A 21,386-nucleotide genomic window follows, 5' to 3' on the forward strand; every position below is an offset into this window, starting at 1 on the left:
TCCCATATTCAGATCTCCATTGGCCCTAGCAGCTGCACAGTGCGTTATCCAGCACCTTGCGCAGCTCGAGCGGGTGATCCACCACCACGTCGGCGCCCCAGTGGCGCGGGTTGTCGTCCGGGTGAATGTAGCCGTAGGTCACCGCCGCCGTACGGGTGCCGGCGTCACGGCCAGACTCGATATCGCGCAGGTCATCGCCGACAAACAGCACGCTGGCCGGGTCCAGGTCGAGCATCTTGCAGGCCAGGATCATGGGTTCCGGGTCCGGCTTGCTGTTTTTCACGTGATCCGGGCAGATCAGCAGCGCCGAGCGCTCGGCCAGGCCCAACTGCTGCATGATCGGCTCGGCGAAGCGCAGTGGCTTGTTGGTGACCACGCCCCAGATCAGCTTGGACTTCTCGAGGTCTTCCAGCAGCTCGGCCATGCCGTCGAACAGTTTGCTGTGGACCGCGCAGCCTTTGAGGTAGCGCTCGAGGAATTCCTGGCGCAGTGCTTCAAAACCAGGGGATTCCGGGTCCATGGAGAAGGTCACGGCCACCATCGCCCGCGCGCCGCCGGAGATTTCATCGCGGATGTGCTGAGGGTTGATCGGCGCCAGGCCACGGTCGGCGCGCATGGCCTGGCAGATAGCGATAAAGTCCGGCGCGGTGTCCAGCAAGGTACCGTCCATATCGAAGAGAACCGCTCGCAACTTCACAGGCTCACTCCTCGCGCAGGGTCTGGATCATGTAGTTGACGTCAACGTCGTTGGCCAGCTTGTAGTGTTTGGTCAGCGGGTTGTAGGTCAGGCCGATGATGTCCTTGACGGTCAAGCCGGCCTGACGGCTCCAGGCCCCCAGCTCGGACGGGCGAATGAATTTCTTGAAGTCATGGGTGCCGCGGGGCAGCAGCTTCATGATGTATTCGGCGCCGATGATCGCGAACAGGTAAGCCTTGGGGTTGCGATTGATGGTGGAGAAGAACACTTGGCCGCCTGGCTTGACCATGCGGAAGCAGGCGCGGATCACCGACGAAGGGTCCGGCACGTGTTCCAGCATTTCGAGGCAGGTGACCACATCGAATTGCTCGGGCATTTCTTCCGCCAGGGCTTCGGCGGTGATCTGGCGGTATTCCACGTTCACGCCGGATTCCAGTTGGTGCAGTTGGGCCACGGCCAGGGGGGCTTCGCCCATGTCGATGCCCATCACGGTGGCGCCCCGTTGCGCCATGGCTTCGCTGAGGATGCCGCCGCCGCAGCCCACGTCCAGCACCTTTTTGCCGGCCAGGTTGACGCGTTCGTCAATCCAGTTGACCCGCAGCGGGTTGATGTCGTGCAGGGGCTTGAACTCGCTTTCGCGGTCCCACCAGCGGTGGGCCAGGGCTTCGAATTTGGCGATCTCGGCGTGGTCGACGTTGCTCATGGTGAATCCTCTGAATCTGATAATCGGTTTGCCGGTCCTGAACGGCAAGGTTCAGGACCTGCGTTATTCGGTGTGCCCGCTGATGCGCTGGCCCCAGGCGATCGCCGTGGCGGTCAGTTGCTGTTCATCCATGCGGGTCAATTGCCGGTCGTCGAGCAGTTGCTTGCCGGCGACCCAAAGGTGTTTCACACAATCGCGTCCGGTGGCATATATAAGCTGTGAGACCGGGTCGTAGATCGGTTGTTGCGCCAGCCCCGACAGATCGAAAGCGACGATATCCGCGGCCTTGCCCACCTCCAGTGAGCCGATCTCGGTTTCCAGGCCCATGGCCCGCGCGCCGTTGAGGGTGGCCATGCGCAGGGCGCGGTGGGCGTCGAGGGCGGTGGCAGCACCGGCGACGGCCTTGGCCAACATCGCGGCGGTGCGGGTTTCGCCCAGCAGGTCGAGGTCATTGTTACTGGCGGCGCCGTCGGTCCCGATGGCCACATTGACGCCAGCCTGCCACAGACGTTCAACCGGGCAAAAGCCGCTGGCCAGTTTCAGGTTGGATTCCGGGCAGTGGATGATGCTGGTGTTGCTTTCTACCAGCAATGCCAGGTCATCCTCGCTGATCTGGGTCATGTGAACGGCCTGGAAGCGCGGGCCCAGCAGGCCGAGGCGGCCCAGGCGCGCCAGCGGCCGCTCGCCGGTCTGTTCCACGGCTTGTTGTACCTCGAACGCGGTTTCATGCACATGCATGTGGATCGAGGCATCCAGTTCCTCGGCCATGATCCGGATCTTTTCCAGGTTTTCATCGCACACGGTATAGGGCGCATGGGGACCGAACACGATTTTGATGCGTGGGTGATGCTTGAGGTCGCCGAACAACTCCACGCCCTGGCGAATGGCCTCGTCGGCAGTGCTGGCGCCCGGGATTGGGAAGTCGAGGATCGGGAATGCGATTTGTGCGCGTATGCCGCTGTTGTGTACGCAGTCGCTGGCGACCTTGGGGTAGAAGTACATGTCGGAGAAGCAGGTGATGCCGCCCTTGAGCTGCTCGGCGATGGCCAGGTCGGTGCCGTCGCGCACAAACGCTTCGTCGACCCACTTGGCTTCGGCGGGCCAGATGTGTTTTTCCAGCCAGGTCATCAGGGGCAAGTCGTCGGCCAGCCCGCGAAACAGGCTCATCGCCGCATGGCCGTGGGCATTGACCAGGCCGGGACTGAGCAGCATGCCCGGCAGTTCGCGCACTTCGCGGGCCTCCAGCTTCAACGCTGCCGTTCGTGGCCCGATAAACGCAATGCGCCCGTCGCGGATGCCCAGGCCGTGGTCCTTGAGCACCACGCCGGCGGGTTCGACAGGTACCAGCCAGGTGGGCAGCAGTAAGAGGTCGAGCGGGGCGGCAGTGGTGGTCATCGCAGGCTTCTTCCCGGGCAGCTATATAAAGAAGGGCGAAGTATACCCGAGCGTCCTGACTGGCGGATCGCTATAATCGGCGGCTTTTGTTCATGAGTGCGGAGTAAGGGATGCGCGATCGACTGTTGGCTGCGGAGAGAGTGAAGGCCATCGATTGGCGTGATGGCGCGCTGTACCTGCTCGATCAGCGTGCCTTGCCGTCCCGGGAAAGTTGGGTGGCCTGCGCCACGGTCGACGAGGTCGCCGCGGCCATTCGCGGGATGGTCGTGCGCGGGGCGGCGGCGATCGGCATTGCCGCCGCTTATGGCCTGGTACTCGCCGCCCGTGAACGGATCGCCGAGGGCGGTGACTGGCAGGCGGGCTGGGAGGAAGACTACGCGCTATTGGCCGATAGCCGTCCAACCGCGTCAAACCTGTTCTGGGCGCTGAAGAGCATGCGCGACCGCCTGGACCGTCTCAAGAAGCACGCCGATCCGCTGGCCGCGCTGGAGGCCGAGGCGATCGCGATCCATCAGAGCGACCGCGAAGCCAACCTGACCATGGCCCAGTTAGGGGTGGAGCTGATCCGCAAGCACCAGGGGAACGCCCAGGCGATTCTCACCCATGGCAATGCCGGCGCGCTGGCGACGGGGGGAGTGGGCACGGCCCTCGGCGTGATTCGTGCGGCTTTCCTGGAAGGCATGGTCGAGCAGGTCTATGCCAACGAAACCCGGCCCTGGCTCCAGGGTTCGCGGTTGACGGCATGGGAGCTGGCGGGCGAGGGCATTCCGGTGACCGTCAACGCCGATTCGGCGGGCGCCCATATTCTCAAGACCAAAGGGGTGACCTGGGTGGTCGTCGGCGCCGACTGCATTGCGGCCAATGGCGATGTGATCAGCAAGATCGGCACCTATCAGTTGGCGGTATCCGCCATGCATCATGGCGTGCGCTTCATGGTGGTGGCGCCCAGCTCGACCCTGGATCTGATGATAGCCAGTGGCGATGATGTTGCGCTCGAAGAGCGGGATGCCGATGAGCTGCTGGAGGTGGCCGGACAAAGGTTTGCTGCGGATGTGCAGGCCTACAATCCGGTGTTTGACGTGACCCCGGCCGACCTCATTGACGTGATCGTGACTGAAAAGGGCGTCGTCGAGCGGCCGGACACTGCCAAGCTGGCCAAATTGATGTGCCGCAAGCGGCTGCATTAAGGGGTTGGCGCCGGCGAAGTCGTCATCGCAGGCAAGCCTGCTCCCACATGGAATGTGTTCACAGGTCAAAATGTGGGAGCGGGCTTGCCAGCGATTGGCGTTGAAAGTCAACAAATCCATTGGATCAGCCCCCTGAAAATAGCGCGGGACAGCCTCTGAGCCTCTCTCGTCGCCCTCAAGCCTGTCATCCGTCAACTAACTATGCTCCATGCGCGTCAGGGGGATAGGTGCGTGGCGGCGATTGTGATAACATCCGGCGGTTTCCAGGGTTGCCCCGAGGGGCTGCCTCTAACGTGCAGATCCGTGTCATAACTCGTTGATTTGTCGTAAGTCGTTGTCAGGCACTCGGCCGGCGGCGGCGAGCTTCGTTCGTCCCATATGGATGTGACGAGGTTTCACCCGAAAAAGGAATCAGGCTTCTCATGGGCGAACTGGCCAAAGAAATCCTCCCGGTCAATATCGAAGACGAGCTGAAACAGTCCTACCTCGACTACGCGATGAGCGTGATTGTCGGTCGGGCACTGCCTGATGCGCGCGATGGCTTGAAGCCCGTGCACCGGCGTGTGCTGTTCGCGATGAGCGAGCTGGGTAACGACTGGAACAAGCCGTACAAGAAATCTGCCCGTGTTGTCGGTGACGTGATCGGTAAGTATCACCCTCACGGTGACACTGCGGTGTACGACACCATCGTCCGGATGGCTCAGCCGTTCTCCCTGCGCTACCTGCTGGTAGACGGGCAGGGCAACTTCGGTTCGGTCGACGGCGACAACGCAGCTGCCATGCGATACACCGAAGTGCGCATGACCAAGCTGGCGCACGAACTGCTGGCCGACCTGCATAAAGAAACCGTGGACTGGGTGCCGAACTACGACGGCACCGAAATGATCCCGGCGGTCATGCCGACCAAGATCCCCAACCTGCTCGTCAACGGTTCCAGCGGTATTGCCGTGGGCATGGCGACCAACATCCCGCCGCACAACCTCGGTGAAGTCATCGACGGTTGCCTGGCCCTCATCGACAACCCCGAGCTGACCGTCGATGAGCTGATGCAATACATTCCCGGGCCGGACTTCCCGACCGCCGCGATCATCAACGGTCGTGCCGGTATCATCGAAGCCTACCGGACTGGCCGTGGCCGCATTTACATGCGCGCGCGTTCCACCATCGAAGACATCGACAAGGTCGGTGGTCGTCAGCAAATCGTCATCACCGAACTTCCTTACCAGTTGAACAAGGCTCGCCTGATCGAAAAGATCGCCGAGCTGGTCAAGGAGAAGAAGCTCGAAGGCATCACCGAACTGCGTGACGAGTCCGACAAGGACGGCATGCGTGTCGTGATCGAGCTGCGTCGTGGCGAAGTGCCGGAGGTGATCCTCAACAACCTCTACGCCCAGACCCAACTGCAGAGCGTGTTTGGTATCAACATCGTCGCGCTGATCGATGGCCGTCCACGGATCCTGAACCTCAAGGACTTGCTGGAAGCCTTCGTGCGTCACCGTCGCGAAGTGGTTACCCGCCGCACCGTGTTCGAGCTGCGCAAGGCTCGCGAACGCGGGCACATCTTGGAAGGCCAGGCGGTTGCGCTGTCGAACATCGATCCGGTGATCGCGTTGATCAAGGCATCGCCGACTCCGTCGGAAGCCAAGGAAGCGCTGATCAGCACGCCTTGGGAGTCCAGTGCGGTGATGACCATGGTCGAACGCGCCGGTGCCGACTCGTGCCGTCCGGAAAACCTCGACCCGCAGTACGGCATGCGCGAGGGCAAGTATTTCCTTTCACCGGAACAGGCCCAGGCCATTCTGGAACTGCGCCTGCACCGCCTGACCGGTCTGGAGCACGAGAAGCTGCTGGCCGAGTACCAGGAGATTCTCAACCAGATCGGCGAGCTGATCCGCATCCTCAGCAGCGCCGTGCGCCTGATGGAAGTGATCCGCGAAGAACTGGAAGTGATCCGCGCCGAATACGGCGATGTGCGCCGCACCGAAATCCTCGATGCCCGCCTGGACCTGACCCTGGGTGACATGATCCCGGAAGAAGATCGCGTGGTGACCATCTCCCATGGCGGCTATGCCAAGACCCAGCCATTGGCTGCGTACCAGGCCCAGCGTCGTGGCGGTAAAGGCAAGTCGGCTACTGGCGTGAAGGACGAGGACTACATCGCTCACCTGCTGGTCGCCAACAGCCACACCACGCTGCTGCTGTTCTCCAGCAAGGGCAAGGTGTACTGGCTGAAAACCTACGAAATCCCGGAAGCGTCCCGTGCTGCCCGGGGTCGTCCGCTGGTCAACCTGCTGCCGCTGGATGATGGCGAATACATCACCACCATGCTGCCGGTCGAGGAATACACCGAAGGTCACTACATCTTCATGGCAACCGCCAACGGCACCGTGAAGAAGACCCCGCTGGAATCCTTCAGTCGTCAGCGCAGCGTGGGCCTGATTGCCCTGGAGCTGGATGAAGGCGATGTGTTGATTTCTGCGGCCATCACCGATGGCGAGCGTGAAGTCATGCTGTTCTCCGACGGCGGCAAGGTCACGCGCTTCAAGGAATCCGACGTTCGCGCCATGGGCCGTACCGCCCGTGGTGTGCGCGGCATGCGTCTGCCGGAAGGGCAGAAGCTGATTTCGATGCTGATTCCGGAAGAGGGTAGCCAGATCCTCACCGCGTCGGCGCGTGGTTACGGCAAGCGTACCGCTATCAGCGAGTTCCCGGAGTACAAGCGTGGCGGCCAGGGCGTGATCGCCATGGTCAGCAACGACCGCAATGGCCGCCTGGTTGGCGCAGTGCAGGTGCTTGATGGTGAGGAGATCATGCTGATTTCCGACCAGGGCACTCTGGTGCGTACCCGTGTGGATGAAGTGTCGAGCCTGGGCCGTAACACTCAGGGCGTGACCTTGATCAAGCTGACCAGCGACGAGACCCTGGTGGGTCTGGAGCGGGTTCAGGAACCGTCGGAAGTCGAAGGCGAGGAGCTGGAAGCCGAGGGCTTCGAGGGCGAGGTGATCGCCGCTGGCGATGACAACGTCGACGAGCCAACCCTCGATGCTGCCGCGGACGAAGAAGAACCGCAGGAATAAGCGGGCACGCAGGGGGCGGATGAAGATTCGCCCCCTTGTTGTTTGTCCCTTTTGAAATAACACCTCCTTTGGCTGGACGCGGTCAATGTGGGAGCTGGCTTGCCTGCGATGGCAGCGCCGCGGTATCACTGCACTACCGAGGTGCCCTTATCGCAGGCAAGCCAGCTCCCACAAGGGTTCACTCCAGAGAAAGGTTGTTGCCGAACATGATTGTAGCCCCACCAAATCAAAGTGAGATTGGATGTGAGCAAGAGAGCCTATAACTTCTGTGCCGGTCCCGCGGCGCTTCCTGAAGCAGTCCTGCAGCGCGCGCAGGCTGAACTCCTCGACTGGCATGGAAAAGGCCTCTCCGTGATGGAAATGAGCCATCGCAGCGATGAGTTCGTATCCATTGCCACCAAGGCCGAGCAGGATCTGCGCGACTTGCTGGACATTCCCTCCAACTACAAAGTGTTGTTCCTGCAAGGTGGTGCCAGCCAGCAGTTCGCCCAGATCCCGCTGAACCTGCTGCCCGAAGACGGCACTGCCGACTATATCGACACCGGTATCTGGGGGCAGAAGGCCATTGAAGAGGCCTCCCGTTATGGTCACGTCAACGTCGCGGGTACCGCCAAGCCTTACGATTACTTTGCCATTCCCGGTCAGAACGAGTGGAAGCTGTCGAAGGACGCTGCCTACGTGCACTACGTCGCCAACGAAACCATCGGTGGCCTGGAGTTCGACTGGGTGCCGGAAGTGGGCGACGTCCCGCTGGTGTGCGACATGTCGTCGGACATCCTCTCGCGTCCGATCGATGTGTCGAAATACGGCATGATCTACGCGGGCGCGCAAAAGAACATCGGCCCGAGCGGCATTCTGGTCAATATCATTCGCGAAGACTTGCTGGGCCGCGCCCGTTCGTTGTGCCCGACCATGCTCAACTACAAGGTCGCGGCGGATAACGGCTCGATGTACAACACGCCGCCTGCGTTCGCCTGGTACCTGTCCGGCCTGGTCTTCGAGTGGCTCAAGGAGCAGGGCGGTGTCGCCGCCATGGGCAAGCTGAACGAAGAGAAGAAGCGCGTTCTATACGACTTCATCGACGCCAGCGACCTGTACAGCAACCCGATCAACCTGACCGACCGCTCGTGGATGAACGTGCCGTTCCGCCTGGCGGATGATCGCCTGGACAAGCCCTTCCTGGCCGGTGCCGACGCGCGTGGCCTGCTGAACCTCAAGGGCCACCGTTCGGTGGGTGGCATGCGTGCCTCTATCTACAACGCTGTCGACATTCACGCGATCAACGCGCTGGTTGCCTACATGGCGGAGTTCGAAAAGGAGCACGGCTAATGTCTGAGCAAGAACTCAAAGCCCTGCGTGTGCGCATCGACAGCCTGGACGAGAAAGTCCTTGAGCTGATCAGCGAGCGTGCGCGCTGCGCCCAGGAAGTGGCACGGGTGAAGATGGCCTCTCTGGCTGAAGGCGAAGTGCCGGTGTTTTATCGTCCCGAGCGTGAAGCGCAGGTGCTCAAGCGCGTGATGGAGCGTAACAAGGGCCCATTGGGCAACGAAGAGATGGCGCGGTTGTTCCGTGAAATCATGTCCTCGTGCCTGGCCCTCGAGCAGCCGCTGAAAGTGGCCTACCTCGGCCCCGAGGGGACTTTCACCCAGGCGGCGGCTATGAAGCACTTCGGTCACGCCGTCATCAGCAAGCCGATGGCGGCCATTGATGAAGTGTTCCGTGAAGTGGCGGCCGGTGCGGTGAATTTTGGCGTGGTGCCGGTGGAGAACTCCACCGAGGGTGCCGTCAACCACACGCTGGACAGCTTCCTCGAACACGACATGGTCATTTGTGGTGAAGTCGAGCTGCGTATTCACCACCACTTGCTGGTGGGCGAGAACACCAAGACCGACAGCATCAGTCGCATCTACTCTCACGCCCAGTCCCTGGCTCAGTGCCGCAAGTGGCTGGACGCCCACTACCCGAATGTCGAGCGCGTGGCGGTGTCCAGCAATGCCGAGGCGGCCAAGCGGGTCAAAGGTGAGTGGAACTCGGCGGCCATCGCCGGTGACATGGCTGCGGGCCTGTATGGCCTTACGCGCCTGGCCGACAAGATCGAGGACCGCCCGGACAACTCCACGCGCTTCCTGATGATCGGCAACCAGGAAGTGCCGCCGACCGGCGACGACAAGACCTCGATCATCGTCTCCATGAGCAACAAGCCTGGCGCCCTGCATGAGCTGCTGGTGCCGTTCCATGACAACGGGATTGACCTGACGCGAATCGAGACTCGTCCTTCGCGCAGCGGTAAATGGACTTACGTGTTCTTTATCGACTTCGTTGGCCACCACCGCGATCCGCTGGTTAAAGGTGTGCTGGAGAAAATCAGTCAGGAGGCCGTGGCACTCAAGGTGCTGGGCTCTTACCCGAAAGCGGTTTTGTGAGGCTTTAACATGAGTGGCAACTTCCTCGCCCTGGCTCAGCCGGGCGTGCAACAACTGTCGCCTTACGTTCCGGGCAAGCCTGTGGACGAGCTGGCGCGCGAGTTGAACCTGGACCCTGCGAACATCGTCAAGCTGGCCAGCAATGAAAACCCGTTGGGCCCGAGCCCCAAGGTGCTGGCGGCGATTCGTGAAGAGCTGGCCGAGCTGACCCGTTATCCGGACGGCAACGGCTTTGCCCTCAAGTCTCTGCTGGCGGAAAAGTGCCGGGTCGAGATGAGTCAGGTCACCCTGGGCAACGGTTCGAACGACATTCTGGAACTGGTGGGCCGTGCTTACCTGGCGCCGGGCCTGAACGCGGTGTTCAGTGAGCATGCGTTTGCGGTCTATCCGATTGTGACGCAGGCCGTGGGCGCTGATGCGAAAGTGGTTCCGGCAAAGGACTGGGGTCATGACCTGCCAGCGATGCTGGCCGCCATTGATGCGCAGACCCGTGTGGTGTTCATCGCCAACCCGAACAACCCGACCGGTACCTGGTTCGACGCGCAGGCGCTGGACGACTTCCTGCAGGACGTGCCTGAGCATGTGCTGGTGGTGCTGGATGAGGCCTATATCGAATACGCCGAAGGCAGCGACCTGCCGGATGGTCTCGACTTCCTCGCCGCTTTCCCGAACCTGCTGGTGTCGCGCACTTTCTCCAAGGCCTATGGCTTGGCATCGTTGCGAGTTGGCTATGGCCTGTCCACAGCGGTGGTGGCCGATGTGCTGAACCGTGTGCGCCAGCCGTTCAACGTCAATAGCCTCGCCCTGGCGGCGGCCTGTGCGGCGGTGAAGGATGCCGAGTACCTGGAAGAAGGTCGACGCATCAACGAAGCCGGCATGCTGCAATTGCAGGAAGGCTTCCGTGAGCTGGGCCTGGGCTGGATTCCTTCCAAAGGCAACTTCATTTGCGTCGACCTCGGTCAGGTGGCGGCGCCGGTATTCCAGGGGTTGTTGCGTGAAGGCGTGATCGTGCGCCCCACAGCGAATTACGGTATGCCGAATCATCTGCGTATCACCATCGGTTTGCCGGCTGAGAACAGTCGCTTCCTGGAGGCGCTGGCCAAGGTTCTGGCCCGTGGTTGATGTCACTGCATTGCAACCTGCTGTGCCTATGATCGGTCGCCTGGTGGTGGTCGGTCTGGGGTTGATTGGTGGCTCCTTCGCCAAAGGCCTGCGTGAGAGCGGCGTGTGTGGCGAAGTGGTCGGTGTCGACCTGGACCCGCAATCGCGCAAGTTGGCGGTTGAGTTGGGGGTGGTGGATCGTTGTGAGGCGGATCTGGCGCTCGCGTGCCAGGGCGCTGACGTGATCCAGCTGGCGGTGCCGATCCTGGCCATGGAGAAATTGCTGGCCGTGTTGGCGGGCATGGACTTGGGCCAGGCGATCCTGACGGATGTCGGCAGCGCCAAAGGCAATGTGGTGCGCGCGGCGCAGCAGGCGTTTGGTGGTATGCCGGCGCGCTTCGTACCGGGCCATCCGATTGCCGGCTCCGAGCAGAGCGGGGTGGAGGCGTCGAACGCACAGTTGTTCCGTCGCCATAAAGTCATCCTGACGCCGCTGGCGCAAACCGATCCGTCGGCGCTGGCGGTGGTGGATCGCCTGTGGCGTGAGCTGGGGGCGGATGTTGAGCATATGCAGGTCGAGCGTCACGACGAAGTGCTGGCGGCGACCAGTCATCTGCCGCATCTGCTGGCATTTGGCCTGGTCGACTCCCTGGCCAAGCGCAACGAGAACCTCGAGATTTTCCGTTATGCCGCGGGTGGCTTCCGCGACTTCACGCGGATTGCCGGCAGCGACCCGGTGATGTGGCATGACATCTTTCTGGCCAACCGCGAGGCGGTGTTGCGCACCCTCGACGCCTTCCGCAGCGACCTTGACGTTCTGCGCGACGCGGTCGATGCCGGGGATGGCCATCAATTACTGGGCGTGTTCACCCGCGCGCGGGTGGCGCGCGAACACTTCAGCAAGATCCTGGCGCGCCGGGCTTATATGGAAACTGCAGTGAACGCCGATGATCTGACTTTTCTCGCCAGCCCGGGTGGCCGCTTGAGTGGCCGTATTCGCGTGCCTGGCGACAAGTCGATCTCCCATCGGTCGATCATGCTGGGGTCGTTGGCGGAAGGCGTGACCGAAGTCGAAGGTTTCCTGGAGGGCGAAGATGCCCTGGCGACCTTGCAGGCATTTCGTGACATGGGGGTGGTGATCGAAGGGCCGCACCATGGACGGGTGACCATTCATGGTGTGGGGTTGCATGGCTTGAAGCCGGCGCCGGGGCCGATCTATCTCGGTAACTCGGGCACCTCCATGCGTTTGCTGTCCGGTTTGCTGGCGGCGCAGCGTTTCGACAGTGTGCTGACGGGCGACGTCTCCTTGTCCAAGCGCCCGATGAACCGCGTAGCCAAGCCTCTGCGGGAAATGGGCGCGGTAATCGAGACCGGGCCTGAAGGGCGTCCGCCGCTGACCATTCGCGGTGGTCAATCACTCAAGGGCCTTACCTACGCGTTGCCGATGGCGAGTGCGCAGGTCAAGTCCTGTCTGCTGCTGGCGGGGTTGTATGCCGAGGGTGAAACTTCGGTCACTGAGCCTGCGCCAACCCGGGATCACACCGAACGCATGTTGCGGGGCTTTGGTTATCCGGTGGCCGTCAGCGGTGCGACGGCTTCGGTCGAGCCGGGGCATTCGCTGACGGCGACCCATATTGAAGTGCCAGGAGATATTTCGTCGTCTGCGTTCTTCCTGGTGGCCGCTTCTATTGCCGAGGGTTCCGAGTTGTTGCTGGAGCATGTCGGTATCAATCCGACGCGGACCGGGGTGATCGATATCCTGCGCTTGATGGGAGCTGATATCACGTTGGAAAACCTCCGTGAAGTGGGTGGCGAGCCGGTTGCCGACCTGCGCGTGCGTGCGGCGCCGCTAAAGGGTATCGAGATTCCCGAGGCGCTGGTGCCATTGGCCATCGATGAATTCCCGGTGTTGTTCGTCGCGGCGGCCTGTGCCGAGGGGCGCACTGTTTTGCGCGGGGCTCAAGAACTGCGGGTGAAGGAGTCTGATCGCATCCAGGCCATGGCCGACGGTCTGTCCGTGTTGGGGGTGAAGTGTGAACCGACCCCTGATGGGATTATCATTGACGGTGGCCCGGTGGGCGGCGGTGACGTTCACGCCCAGGGCGATCATCGGATTGCCATGGCGTTCAGCGTCGCCTCCCTGCGTGCGGCCGAGCCGATTCGCATCCATGACTGCGCCAATGTTGCTACGTCTTTTCCGAACTTTCTTACACTGTGTGCCCAAGTCGGCATTCGTGTTGCCCAAGAGGCTCAATTGTGAATATCAAAGCACCGGTGATTACCATCGACGGACCGAGTGGTTCGGGCAAGGGCACGATTGCCGGCATCCTGGCCAAGCGTCTGGGTTGGTGCCTGCTGGATTCCGGCGCGCTGTACCGCCTGCTGGCGTTCGCTGCGCGCAATCATGGCGTCGACCTGACCAACGAAGAGTCCCTGAAGCTGCTGGCCGCGCATCTTGATGTGCAGTTTGTCGGTGCGACAGAGGGGCACCCTCAGCGCATCATTCTGGAAGGGGATGATGTCACCGACGACCTGCGCAATGAGCAAGTGGGCTCCTGGGCTTCCCAGGTGGCGGCATTGCCGGCCGTGCGGGATGCCTTGCTGCAACGTCAGCGTGCCTTTCAGGAGCCGCCGGGCCTGGTGGCCGATGGCCGCGACATGGGCACGGTGGTATTTCCGGACGCGCCGCTGAAGATTTTCCTGACCGCCAGCGCCGAGGAGCGGGCTCGCCGCCGCTACTTGCAGTTGAAGGGCAAGGTCGATGGTGTTAGTCTGTCGAGTCTGCTAGATGAGATACGTGCGCGTGACGAACGTGACACCCAGCGTGCGGTGGCCCCGCTCAAACCGGCGGCCGACGCCATACAGCTGGATTCCACGGAGTTGTCCATCGAGCAGGTGCTGGAACGCATCTTGAGTGAAATCGCCATTCGCGATATTGCCGGGTGACCAAGAAGGCTGCAGGGGACCAGTCATAGTCCTGTGGTGCTTCTTTTAATTGAAACTAACCCACATCGTCTGGGGTGTGGAGATGGGCGTATTCTTCGCCCTTATCAACAGGAATTAAAATGAGCGAAAGCTTTGCGGAACTCTTTGAAGAAAGCCTAAAGACCCTGAACCTTCAGGCAGGCTCCATCATCACCGGTGTTATCGTTGATATCGATTACCAGGCTCGCTGGGTAACCGTTCACGCTGGTCTGAAGTCTGAAGCGCTGATCCCGCTGGAGCAGTTCTACACTGATGCTGGCGAACTGAACATCAACGTCGGTGACGAAGTTCACGTTGCTCTGGACTCGGTTGAAGACGGTTTCGGTGAAACCAAGCTGTCCCGTGAAAAAGCCAAGCGCGCTGAATGCTGGATTGTTCTCGAAGCAGCCTTCGCAGCTGAAGAAGTGGTCAAGGGCGTTATCAACGGTAAGGTTAAAGGCGGCTTCACTGTCGACGTTAACGGCATCCGTGCGTTCCTGCCAGGTTCTTTGGTCGACGTTCGTCCAGTGCGCGACACCACGCACCTGGAAGGCAAAGAACTCGAATTCAAGGTCATCAAGCTCGACCAGAAGCGCAACAACGTTGTCGTTTCCCGTCGCAGCGTCCTGGAAGCAGAGAACTCCGCCGAGCGTGAAGCTCTGCTGGAATCCCTGCAGGAAGGCCAACAAGTCAAAGGTATCGTCAAAAACCTCACCGACTACGGCGCATTCGTCGACCTGGGTGGCGTGGATGGCCTGCTGCACATTACCGACATGGCTTGGAAGCGCATCAAGCATCCTTCCGAAATCGTCAACGTTGGCGACGAGATCGATGTCAAGGTTCTGAAATACGATCGCGAGCGCAACCGTGTTTCCCTAGGCCTGAAGCAACTGGGTGAAGATCCATGGGTCGCTATCAAAGCCCGTTACCCAGAAAGCACTCGCGTGACTGCGCGTGTTACCAACCTGACCGACTACGGCTGCTTCGCTGAGCTGGAAGAGGGCGTTGAAGGTCTGGTACACGTTTCCGAAATGGACTGGACCAACAAGAACATCCACCCTTCGAAAGTCGTACAAGTCGGCGACGAAGTGGAAGTCATGGTTCTGGACATCGACGAAGAGCGTCGTCGTATCTCCCTGGGCATCAAGCAGTGCAAATCCAACCCATGGGAAGATTTCTCTGGCCAGTTCAACAAGGGCGATAAAATCTCCGGCACCATCAAGTCGATCACCGATTTCGGTATCTTCATTGGTCTGGATGGCGGCATCGACGGCCTGGTTCACCTGTCCGACATCTCCTGGAACGAAGTAGGCGAAGAAGCTGTTCGTCGCTTCAAGAAGGGCGACGAGCTGGACACCGTTATCCTGTCGGTTGACCCAGAGCGCGAGCGTATCTCCCTGGGTATCAAGCAACTGGAAAGCGATCCGTTCTCTGAATACGTTCAGGACAACGACAAAGGCGCAATCGTTAAGGGCACTGTGAAAGAAGTTGACGCTAAAGGCGCCATCATCACTCTGGCCGACGATATCGAAGCGACTCTGAAAGCCTCCGAAATCAGCCGTGACCGCGTTGAAGACGCGCGCAACGTGCTGAAAGAAGGCCAGGAAGTAGAAGCCAAGATCATCAGCGTTGACCGCAAGAGCCGCGTAATCCAGCTCTCCATCAAGTCGAAAGACGACGCTGAAGAGAAAGAAGCCATCCAAAGCTTGAAAGACAAGCCTTCGGATAGCATCGCTGCTGGTCCTACCACTCTGGGCGACCTGTTGCGTGCACAAATGGAAAAACAGAACTAAGTTCTGTCAGGCCATAGAAAAAGGGCGACTTCGGTCGCCCTTTTTTGTGCCTGAAATTCGTTGAATCAACAACCGAGAACCAAGGCGTGTAGCTCAGTGTCAGAACTGACTATAGTCTTACCAAAAGCGCGTGCAGCGTAGTTGTTTCAATAAGGATTTGAATGAACAGGCTTATCGTAGTATTCGCAATGGTAATGCTCGCAGGCTGCTCTGCTACCAGCGCCAAGACCCACGCCAAGCGCGGCGTCAGCGGTATCGAGGTCGATTGCTCGGGGCTGGGCAATAACTGGGAGAAATGCGAGAAACGAGCGGCCCGTGAATGCAAGATGCAGGGCTACAAGGTCATCACCCGCTCCAGCGACGCCAAGGACGAGGAGGGCGATTACCTGTTTGGCTGGAACCCCGCGGGCGCAGTGACTCGCACCATGCTGGTGATCTGTAATTGATGGCGGAAAGCGCCTATAGCGGGTTGCCATCTATCCTGCAGATAAGTTGTCGGACGGGCTGTTCAAATTCACCAAGTCATGCTAAAACCTTCGAAGCGCTTTTCCTAGCTGCTTGAAAAAGAAGGGAAAAATATGACGAAGTCGGAGTTGATCGAACGAATTGTCACCCATCAAGGGCTGCTCTCATCCAAGGATGTAGAGCTGGCTATCAAGACCATGCTTGAGCAAATGTCCCAGTGCCTGGCGACGGGTGATCGGATTGAGATCCGTGGTTTTGGGAGTTTTTCGCTGCACTATCGCGCACCGAGGGTGGGGCGGAATCCTAAGACTGGGCAGTCGGTGAGTCTGGATGGGAAGTTTGTGCCTCATTTCAAGCCGGGGAAGGAATTGCGGGATCGGGTGAATGAGGATGAGGAAGAGGGCGTCTGAGTGCGTTTTGGAGCGGGGAAGTTGTATGCGTAGGGTCTGGCAGGCTGTAATCGTGCTATTGATGTTGGTTGTTATGCTGACTGTTTTAGTGTTGTTTCTTGAAAACCAGCAAGTAGTCACGTTATCTTTTTTAGGTTGGAATACCGCTCATTTGCCGGTGGCGCTACCTCTTATAATGGCGCTACTTATCGGGATGGTTATAAGCCCGAGTCTTGGTTTGTTCGTTCGCCTCGTCGGGAGGTCTGGCGCATCAGGTCGGTCAAAATTGTAGTTTATTTGGCTTCGTAATAGGCGATTTCTCATCATCTGTAGAATTGCCCTTCTAGCTTGGCTAAATAGCTATAAGTGAAAATAATTATCATTTGCTGAGGGGGGTATGTCTGTCGGATTGCTGTGTTCATGCTTTGATGTCGCAATCACTCGCCGGCTTCACAATTGTTCCTATATGAGACGCTCCCAGCATCCCGAGATCGTTTTTTATTGAGTGGCATAGAGTTGCCAAATGACTGCCGCCATCCACGAATCTCTCTCCAATCTCCTTGTCAGCAATCGCGTCTCAAAGCTTGTCGGGGCTTGCCGTCTGTCTTGTACAGGATGCCTTGCCTGCAGTGCTTGAGTTCGCACTCTGACTGCCTTGGGCTGCCGTTATCAGATCGGACTGTCTACATCTTTAGAGCGGTAGACCTTTGCAGTAATCAAGCGATAGAGCTAAAAGATTAATCTTTTCAATTGCATGGCCGATAAATGTGCATAGAGATTCGTCGCGTTGCGATTCGAGAGGATGCTGCAAGAGCAGTATGGGCGTCAGACATCAGACATCCCGGGAGAGAGTTTGATTCTGGCTTGTCTTGAGTGAGAAGCGAATGCGGCATACTTGCTAGGCTATACATCCGGAATGGGTGTCATCCATTTTCGGTGATGCGGAGCGTGCGTCCAGCTTCCTGGATGAAATCTCTATTCCAGTGGTTTTGCGAATCTTTCCGGGGCGGAAAAATAGATAGGTTGCTTTCTATCGTCGCGAGCGGTCGTCCCGGGCGACGGGTGCATTCTCAGGCTGGCAATAAGCGCTATGCTATCGAGCCCTGATCACTTATTATTCTGCGCCTGTTAGCATTTTCGTACCAGCCATGAAGGTTTGGCGTGAGCTGTATAGGCATGAGCTGTATATTTGGAGATTTACATGTTTGATCAAACCCAATCCAGTATTGCCAGATTCAAAAGCAAGGAAGCCATCATTGGTATAGTGGGTCTGGGGTATGTTGGCCTCCCGCTGATGTTGCGTTATAACGCTATCGGTTTTCGCGTGTTGGGCATCGATATTGATATTAGTAAAGTTGATATGCTCAATGGTGGTAAAAGTTATATTGAGCATATCCCGAGTGAGAGTGTTGCCAAGGCGCGGGCTTCTGGTTTTGAAGCCACTATTGATTTTCGTCGCGTAAGCGAGTGTGATGCCCTGATCCTTTGCGTGCCGACACCGTTGAATAAATATCGCGAGCCGGATATGAGCTTTGTGATCGATACCACCAACGCGATTAAGCCTTATTTGCGCGCCGGCCAGGTCGTATCTTTGGAGAGTACCACTTACCCCGGTACTACCGAGGAAGAGCTTTTGCCGCGTGTGCAGGAAAATGGCTTGACTGTTGGTGAGGATCTATTTCTTATCTACTCACCTGAGCGTGAAGATCCGGGAAACCCCAATTTCGAGACTCGTACTATTCCGAAAGTGATCGGTGGCCATACTCCGAATTGCCTGCAAGTAGGTATAGCGCTTTACGAACAGGCGATCGATCGAGTCGTTCCGGTGAGTTCAACCAAGGCAGCAGAGCTGACGAAATTGCTGGAAAATATCCACCGTGCAGTCAACATCGGGTTGGTCAACGAAATGAAAGTCGTTGCCGATCGCATGGGTATCGACATCTTTGAGGTGGTCGATGCTGCGGCAACCAAACCTTTTGGTTTCACCGCCTACTACCCTGGTCCGGGTCTCGGCGGGCACTGCATCCCAATCGATCCGTTCTACCTGACCTGGAAAGCTCGTGAGTATGGCCTGCATACTCGCTTCATCGAATTGTCAGGTGAAATCAACACGGCCATGCCGGAGTATGTGGTTGGTAAATTGGTAGACGGACTCAATGAGCGCGGCCGAGCTGTCAAGGGGTGTCGCGTACTAATCTTGGGTATCGCTTACAAAAAGAACGTCGATGACATGCGCGAGTCGCCATCTGTCGAAATTATGGAGTTGCTTGAGGCTAAAGGTGCGCACGTAGCCTACAGCGATCCGCATGTTCCTGACTTTCCGGAAATGCGTGAGCACCACTTCAAGTTGTCCAGTGAGCCGCTAACGGCCGATAACTTGGCTAGCTTCGACGCTGTGGTGTTGGCAACCGATCACGATGGTTTTGACTACGAGCTTATCCAGTCGAGCTCGCAGTTGATTGTCGATAGCCGTGGCAAGTACCGTACGCCTGCGGCCAACATCATCAAAGCCTGATCCAGGAGGGTGTCGCTTAAGTTCTTCAGCGACGCTCCCGCTCAACCGTCTTCCCGAGAACTTCCATGAAACGTTTTGCCCTCATCGGTGCTGCTGGCTATATCGCCCCGCGTCATATGCGTGCCATCAAAGACACCGGCAATGAACTGAGCTGTGCCTATGACATCAATGATTCGGTTGGCATTATCGATAGCCTTTCTCCGCAGAGCGAATTTTTCACCGAATTTGAGCGCTTTTATGATCACGCTTGGAGACTAAAGCGTGACCCGGAACGAGCGCTGGACTTCGTATCTGTCTGCTCGCCCAACTATCTGCATCAATCACATATCACCTCTGCCCTGCGGCTAGGTTGTGATGTGATCTGCGAGAAGCCGCTTGTGCCTACCGCTGCGATGCTGGATGACCTTGTCATTACCGAGCGCGAGACCGGCAAACGCTTGTTCAACATTCTTCAGCTGCGTCATCACCAGGCAATCATCGATCTGAAAAATAAGGTCCAAGGTGGTGTGCAGGACCACAAGCACGAGGTAGAGCTCACCTATGTTACCAGTCGAGGCAAATGGTACATGGAGAGCTGGAAGGGCGATCCGCGCAAATCGTTTGGTGTAGCTACCAACATAGGTGTGCATTTTTACGACATGCTGCACTTCATTTTCGGCAAATTGCAGCGCAATGTTGTTCACTTCGTGAATGAATCAAAGGCAGCCGGGTATCTGGAATACGAAAATGCTCGGGTCCGCTGGTTTCTGTCAATTGATGCCAATGATTTGCCAGACTCGGTAAAAGGCAAGAAGCCTACCTACCGTTCAATCACTTGTGATGGTGCCGAGATCGAGTTTTCCGAAGGTTTTACTGATCTGCATACGGTCAGTTACCAGGCCATCCTCGACGGTAAAGGTTATGGCATCGAAGATGCCCGCCATTGCGTAGAAACCGTGGAGACGATTCGTACTCTTTCCCCTGCTAGCGCGCAGAATGGTGAGGGTCATCCTTTCCTTGCACGGCTGCTGAGCTGAATATGAGTTACTACCAGCATTCAAGTGCCATCGTGGATGACGGTGCTCAAATTGGTGCAGGTTCGCGTGTCTGGCATTTTGTTCATGTTTGTGGCGGCGCGCGTATTGGCACCGGTGTTTCGCTCGGTCAGAACGTATTCATCGGTAACAAGGTTGTTATCGGAGACGACTGCAAGATCCAGAACAATGTGTCGGTCTATGACAACGTCACTCTCGAGAAGGGTGTATTTTGTGGTCCAAGCATGGTTTTCACCAATGTCTACAACCCCCGCTCTCTGGTGGAGCGTAAGGATCAGTATCGCGATACATTGGTGAGAGCGGGAGCCACGCTGGGAGCGAACTGCACCATCGTATGTGGAGTAACCGTCGGCGAGTTTTCATTTGTCGGCGCAGGTGCAGTAATCAATAAAGACGTGCCGGCCTATGCACTGATGGTCGGTGTACCTGCTCGCCAGATCGGTTGGATGAGCGAGTTCGGTGAGCAGTTGGACTTGCCTCTCGAGGGCGAGGCAAGTACACGTTGCATTCATACGGGTGTGCAATATGTCCTTAAGGGCAAAGTATTGAGCAAGGAAGACGGCCAATGATTGAGTTCATCGACTTGAAGGCGCAGCAAACACTGATTCGCAAGGAAATCGATGCTTCGATTGCGCGTGTGCTAGAGCACGGCCAGTATATCCTAGGCCCGGAAGTGGCTGAGTTGGAGGAGAAGCTGGCTGCCTTTGTCGAGGCCAAGTACTGCATCACCGTTGCCAACGGCACAGATGCTTTGCAGATCGCACAAATGGCATTGGGGGTCGGTCCTGGTGATGAAGTAATCACACCTGGATTTACCTATATTGCAACGGCTGAAACCGTCGCTCTATTAGGCGCCAAGCCTGTCTATGTAGATGTCGATCCACGTACTTACAATCTAGACCCGCTCCTGCTTGAAGCGGCAATTACTCCGCGCACGAAAGCGATCATTCCAGTCTCTCTATATGGTCAGTGTGCCGATTACGATGCAATCAATGCAATCGCTGCGAAATACGGTATTCCGGTCATTGAAGACGCCGCGCAGAGTTTCGGCGCGACCTACAAAGGTAAGCGCTCCTGCAACCTGACGACGGTCTCATGCACTAGCTTCTTTCCTAGTAAACCGCTTGGTTGTTATGGGGATGGCGGCGCGATCTTCACCAATGACGAAGAACTGGCAAAGGTCATGCGCCAGATCTCGAGACACGGTCAGGATCGGCGCTATCACCACATTCGTGTGGGTGTGAACAGCCGCCTGGATACCTTGCAAGCCGCGATTCTCCTACCCAAGCTCGGGATTTTTGAGCGCGAACTTGAGCAGCGTCATCTGATAGCGCAAACATACGAGCGCCTGTTGGGTGCTGCGGGGTTTGCTGCGCCGTACTTGGAGCCGAACAACTTCAGCGCCTGGGCACAATACACCGTTCAGGTCGATGCTCGCGACGCAGTCCAGCTAAGGTTGAAAGCGGCAGGTGTGCCGACTGCGGTCCATTACCCAATACCTTTGAATAAACAGCCTGCCGTAGCAGATGTTACGGCATCCCTGCCAGTTGGGGACGCTGTCGCTGAGCGGGTCATGAGTTTGCCTATGCATCCTTATATGACAGTTACGGATCAAGAAAAAATCGTTGACGCGTTGAGCTGAT

At 58.2% G+C, this 21,386-nt stretch carries 18 protein-coding genes; 15 read left to right on the forward strand and 3 right to left on the reverse strand.

Features of this window, described 5'->3' with window-relative positions; all coding sequences use genetic code 11:
- Positions 1–25: 25 nt before the first annotated feature.
- The 3 genes from mupP to ACW9IB_RS02810 all read right to left on the reverse strand — a co-directional run bounded on the left by mupP (position 26) and on the right by ACW9IB_RS02810 (position 2,795).
- The gene (gene mupP / locus ACW9IB_RS02800; RefSeq protein ID WP_457412200.1) at positions 26–697 is read right to left on the reverse strand and encodes an N-acetylmuramic acid 6-phosphate phosphatase MupP; all 672 of its coding nucleotides are present in this window, start codon (positions 695–697) and stop codon (positions 26–28) included.
- Positions 698–701: 4 nt separating this feature from the next.
- Positions 702–1,400 (reverse strand): bifunctional 2-polyprenyl-6-hydroxyphenol methylase/3-demethylubiquinol 3-O-methyltransferase UbiG, encoded by a 699-nt coding sequence (gene ubiG / locus ACW9IB_RS02805; RefSeq protein WP_010211967.1) that lies wholly within the window; start codon positions 1,398–1,400, stop codon positions 702–704.
- Between the two features lie 63 nt (positions 1,401–1,463).
- Complete coding sequence (locus ACW9IB_RS02810) at positions 1,464–2,795, reverse strand: TRZ/ATZ family hydrolase (protein WP_457412202.1); 1,332 nt, start codon at positions 2,793–2,795, stop codon at positions 1,464–1,466.
- A gap of 110 nt (positions 2,796–2,905) precedes the next feature.
- Between ACW9IB_RS02810 and mtnA the strand changes: the two genes are divergently transcribed.
- The 15 genes from mtnA to ACW9IB_RS02885 all read left to right on the forward strand — a co-directional run bounded on the left by mtnA (position 2,906) and on the right by ACW9IB_RS02885 (position 21,385).
- Positions 2,906–3,982: an S-methyl-5-thioribose-1-phosphate isomerase gene (gene mtnA, locus ACW9IB_RS02815; RefSeq protein ID WP_457364538.1), complete on the forward strand. Its 1,077-nt coding sequence runs from the start codon at positions 2,906–2,908 to the stop codon at positions 3,980–3,982.
- Positions 3,983–4,404: 422 nt separating this feature from the next.
- Positions 4,405–7,059, forward strand: a complete 2,655-nt coding sequence (gene gyrA / locus ACW9IB_RS02820) for a DNA gyrase subunit A (RefSeq protein WP_457412204.1) — start codon at positions 4,405–4,407, stop codon at positions 7,057–7,059.
- A 243-nt stretch (positions 7,060–7,302) separates the two neighbouring features.
- The gene (gene serC, locus ACW9IB_RS02825) at positions 7,303–8,388 is read left to right on the forward strand and encodes a 3-phosphoserine/phosphohydroxythreonine transaminase (protein ID WP_457364536.1); all 1,086 of its coding nucleotides are present in this window, start codon (positions 7,303–7,305) and stop codon (positions 8,386–8,388) included.
- Complete coding sequence (gene pheA / locus ACW9IB_RS02830; RefSeq protein WP_457364535.1) at positions 8,388–9,482, forward strand: prephenate dehydratase; 1,095 nt, start codon at positions 8,388–8,390, stop codon at positions 9,480–9,482. The genes serC and pheA overlap by 1 nt, the downstream gene beginning before the upstream one ends.
- 9 nt (positions 9,483–9,491) lie before the next feature.
- Positions 9,492–10,604, forward strand: coding sequence for a histidinol-phosphate transaminase (gene hisC / locus ACW9IB_RS02835; protein ID WP_457412206.1), 1,113 nt, complete (start codon positions 9,492–9,494; stop codon positions 10,602–10,604).
- Positions 10,605–10,632: 28 nt separating this feature from the next.
- Complete coding sequence (locus ACW9IB_RS02840) at positions 10,633–12,843, forward strand: bifunctional prephenate dehydrogenase/3-phosphoshikimate 1-carboxyvinyltransferase (protein ID WP_457412268.1); 2,211 nt, start codon at positions 10,633–10,635, stop codon at positions 12,841–12,843.
- Positions 12,840–13,529, forward strand: a complete 690-nt coding sequence (gene cmk / locus ACW9IB_RS02845; RefSeq protein WP_016971485.1) for a (d)CMP kinase — start codon at positions 12,840–12,842, stop codon at positions 13,527–13,529. The genes ACW9IB_RS02840 and cmk overlap by 4 nt, the downstream gene beginning before the upstream one ends.
- Before the next feature lie 119 nt (positions 13,530–13,648).
- The gene (gene rpsA / locus ACW9IB_RS02850) at positions 13,649–15,340 is read left to right on the forward strand and encodes a 30S ribosomal protein S1 (RefSeq protein ID WP_457412208.1); all 1,692 of its coding nucleotides are present in this window, start codon (positions 13,649–13,651) and stop codon (positions 15,338–15,340) included.
- Between the two features lie 161 nt (positions 15,341–15,501).
- Positions 15,502–15,786 carry a hypothetical protein gene (locus ACW9IB_RS02855; RefSeq protein WP_025856936.1) on the forward strand — a complete coding sequence of 95 codons (285 nt, stop codon included), beginning with the start codon at positions 15,502–15,504 and terminating at the stop codon, positions 15,784–15,786.
- 132 nt (positions 15,787–15,918) lie between these two features.
- Entirely contained in the window at positions 15,919–16,215 is a 297-nt protein-coding gene (gene ihfB, locus ACW9IB_RS02860; RefSeq protein WP_003218804.1) for an integration host factor subunit beta, read from the forward strand.
- A gap of 73 nt (positions 16,216–16,288) precedes the next feature.
- Positions 16,289–16,486 (forward strand): lipopolysaccharide assembly protein LapA domain-containing protein, encoded by a 198-nt coding sequence (locus ACW9IB_RS02865; RefSeq protein WP_457412270.1) that lies wholly within the window; start codon positions 16,289–16,291, stop codon positions 16,484–16,486.
- A gap of 909 nt (positions 16,487–17,395) precedes the next feature.
- Positions 17,396–18,709, forward strand: a complete 1,314-nt coding sequence (wbpA, locus tag ACW9IB_RS02870) for a UDP-N-acetyl-D-glucosamine 6-dehydrogenase (protein ID WP_457412210.1) — start codon at positions 17,396–17,398, stop codon at positions 18,707–18,709.
- Positions 18,710–18,774: 65 nt separating this feature from the next.
- Complete coding sequence (locus tag ACW9IB_RS02875) at positions 18,775–19,725, forward strand: Gfo/Idh/MocA family protein (RefSeq protein ID WP_457412213.1); 951 nt, start codon at positions 18,775–18,777, stop codon at positions 19,723–19,725.
- A 2-nt stretch (positions 19,726–19,727) separates the two neighbouring features.
- The gene (wbpD, locus tag ACW9IB_RS02880; protein ID WP_457412215.1) at positions 19,728–20,312 is read left to right on the forward strand and encodes a UDP-2-acetamido-3-amino-2,3-dideoxy-D-glucuronate N-acetyltransferase; all 585 of its coding nucleotides are present in this window, start codon (positions 19,728–19,730) and stop codon (positions 20,310–20,312) included.
- On the forward strand, positions 20,309–21,385 hold the full coding sequence (locus tag ACW9IB_RS02885; protein WP_457412217.1) for a DegT/DnrJ/EryC1/StrS family aminotransferase: 1,077 nt from the start codon (positions 20,309–20,311) through the stop codon (positions 21,383–21,385). The genes wbpD and ACW9IB_RS02885 overlap by 4 nt, the downstream gene beginning before the upstream one ends.
- The last annotated feature ends 1 nt before the right edge of the window (position 21,386 follow it).

Source organism: Pseudomonas sp. SDO524_S393 (assembly GCF_054071875.1).

Excerpts from the sequence above, each read along its gene's own strand:
- ACW9IB_RS02885 (WP_457412217.1), top strand. The coding sequence starts at position 20,309 with ATGATTGAGTTCATCGACTTGAAGGCGCAGCAAACACTGATTCGCAAG.
- ubiG (WP_010211967.1), bottom strand. The coding sequence starts at position 1,400 with ATGAGCAACGTCGACCACGCCGAGATCGCCAAATTCGAAGCCCTGGCC.
- gyrA (WP_457412204.1), top strand. The coding sequence starts at position 4,405 with ATGGGCGAACTGGCCAAAGAAATCCTCCCGGTCAATATCGAAGACGAG.
- rpsA (WP_457412208.1), top strand. The coding sequence starts at position 13,649 with ATGAGCGAAAGCTTTGCGGAACTCTTTGAAGAAAGCCTAAAGACCCTG.
- ACW9IB_RS02865 (WP_457412270.1), top strand. The coding sequence starts at position 16,289 with ATGCTGACTGTTTTAGTGTTGTTTCTTGAAAACCAGCAAGTAGTCACG.
- wbpA (WP_457412210.1), top strand. The coding sequence starts at position 17,396 with ATGTTTGATCAAACCCAATCCAGTATTGCCAGATTCAAAAGCAAGGAA.
- ACW9IB_RS02840 (WP_457412268.1), top strand. The coding sequence starts at position 10,633 with ATGATCGGTCGCCTGGTGGTGGTCGGTCTGGGGTTGATTGGTGGCTCC.
- ACW9IB_RS02810 (WP_457412202.1), bottom strand. The coding sequence starts at position 2,795 with ATGACCACCACTGCCGCCCCGCTCGACCTCTTACTGCTGCCCACCTGG.
- mtnA (WP_457364538.1), top strand. The coding sequence starts at position 2,906 with ATGCGCGATCGACTGTTGGCTGCGGAGAGAGTGAAGGCCATCGATTGG.
- ACW9IB_RS02855 (WP_025856936.1), top strand. The coding sequence starts at position 15,502 with ATGAACAGGCTTATCGTAGTATTCGCAATGGTAATGCTCGCAGGCTGC.
- wbpD (WP_457412215.1), top strand. The coding sequence starts at position 19,728 with ATGAGTTACTACCAGCATTCAAGTGCCATCGTGGATGACGGTGCTCAA.
- ihfB (WP_003218804.1), top strand. The coding sequence starts at position 15,919 with ATGACGAAGTCGGAGTTGATCGAACGAATTGTCACCCATCAAGGGCTG.
- ACW9IB_RS02875 (WP_457412213.1), top strand. The coding sequence starts at position 18,775 with ATGAAACGTTTTGCCCTCATCGGTGCTGCTGGCTATATCGCCCCGCGT.
- pheA (WP_457364535.1), top strand. The coding sequence starts at position 8,388 with ATGTCTGAGCAAGAACTCAAAGCCCTGCGTGTGCGCATCGACAGCCTG.
- hisC (WP_457412206.1), top strand. The coding sequence starts at position 9,492 with ATGAGTGGCAACTTCCTCGCCCTGGCTCAGCCGGGCGTGCAACAACTG.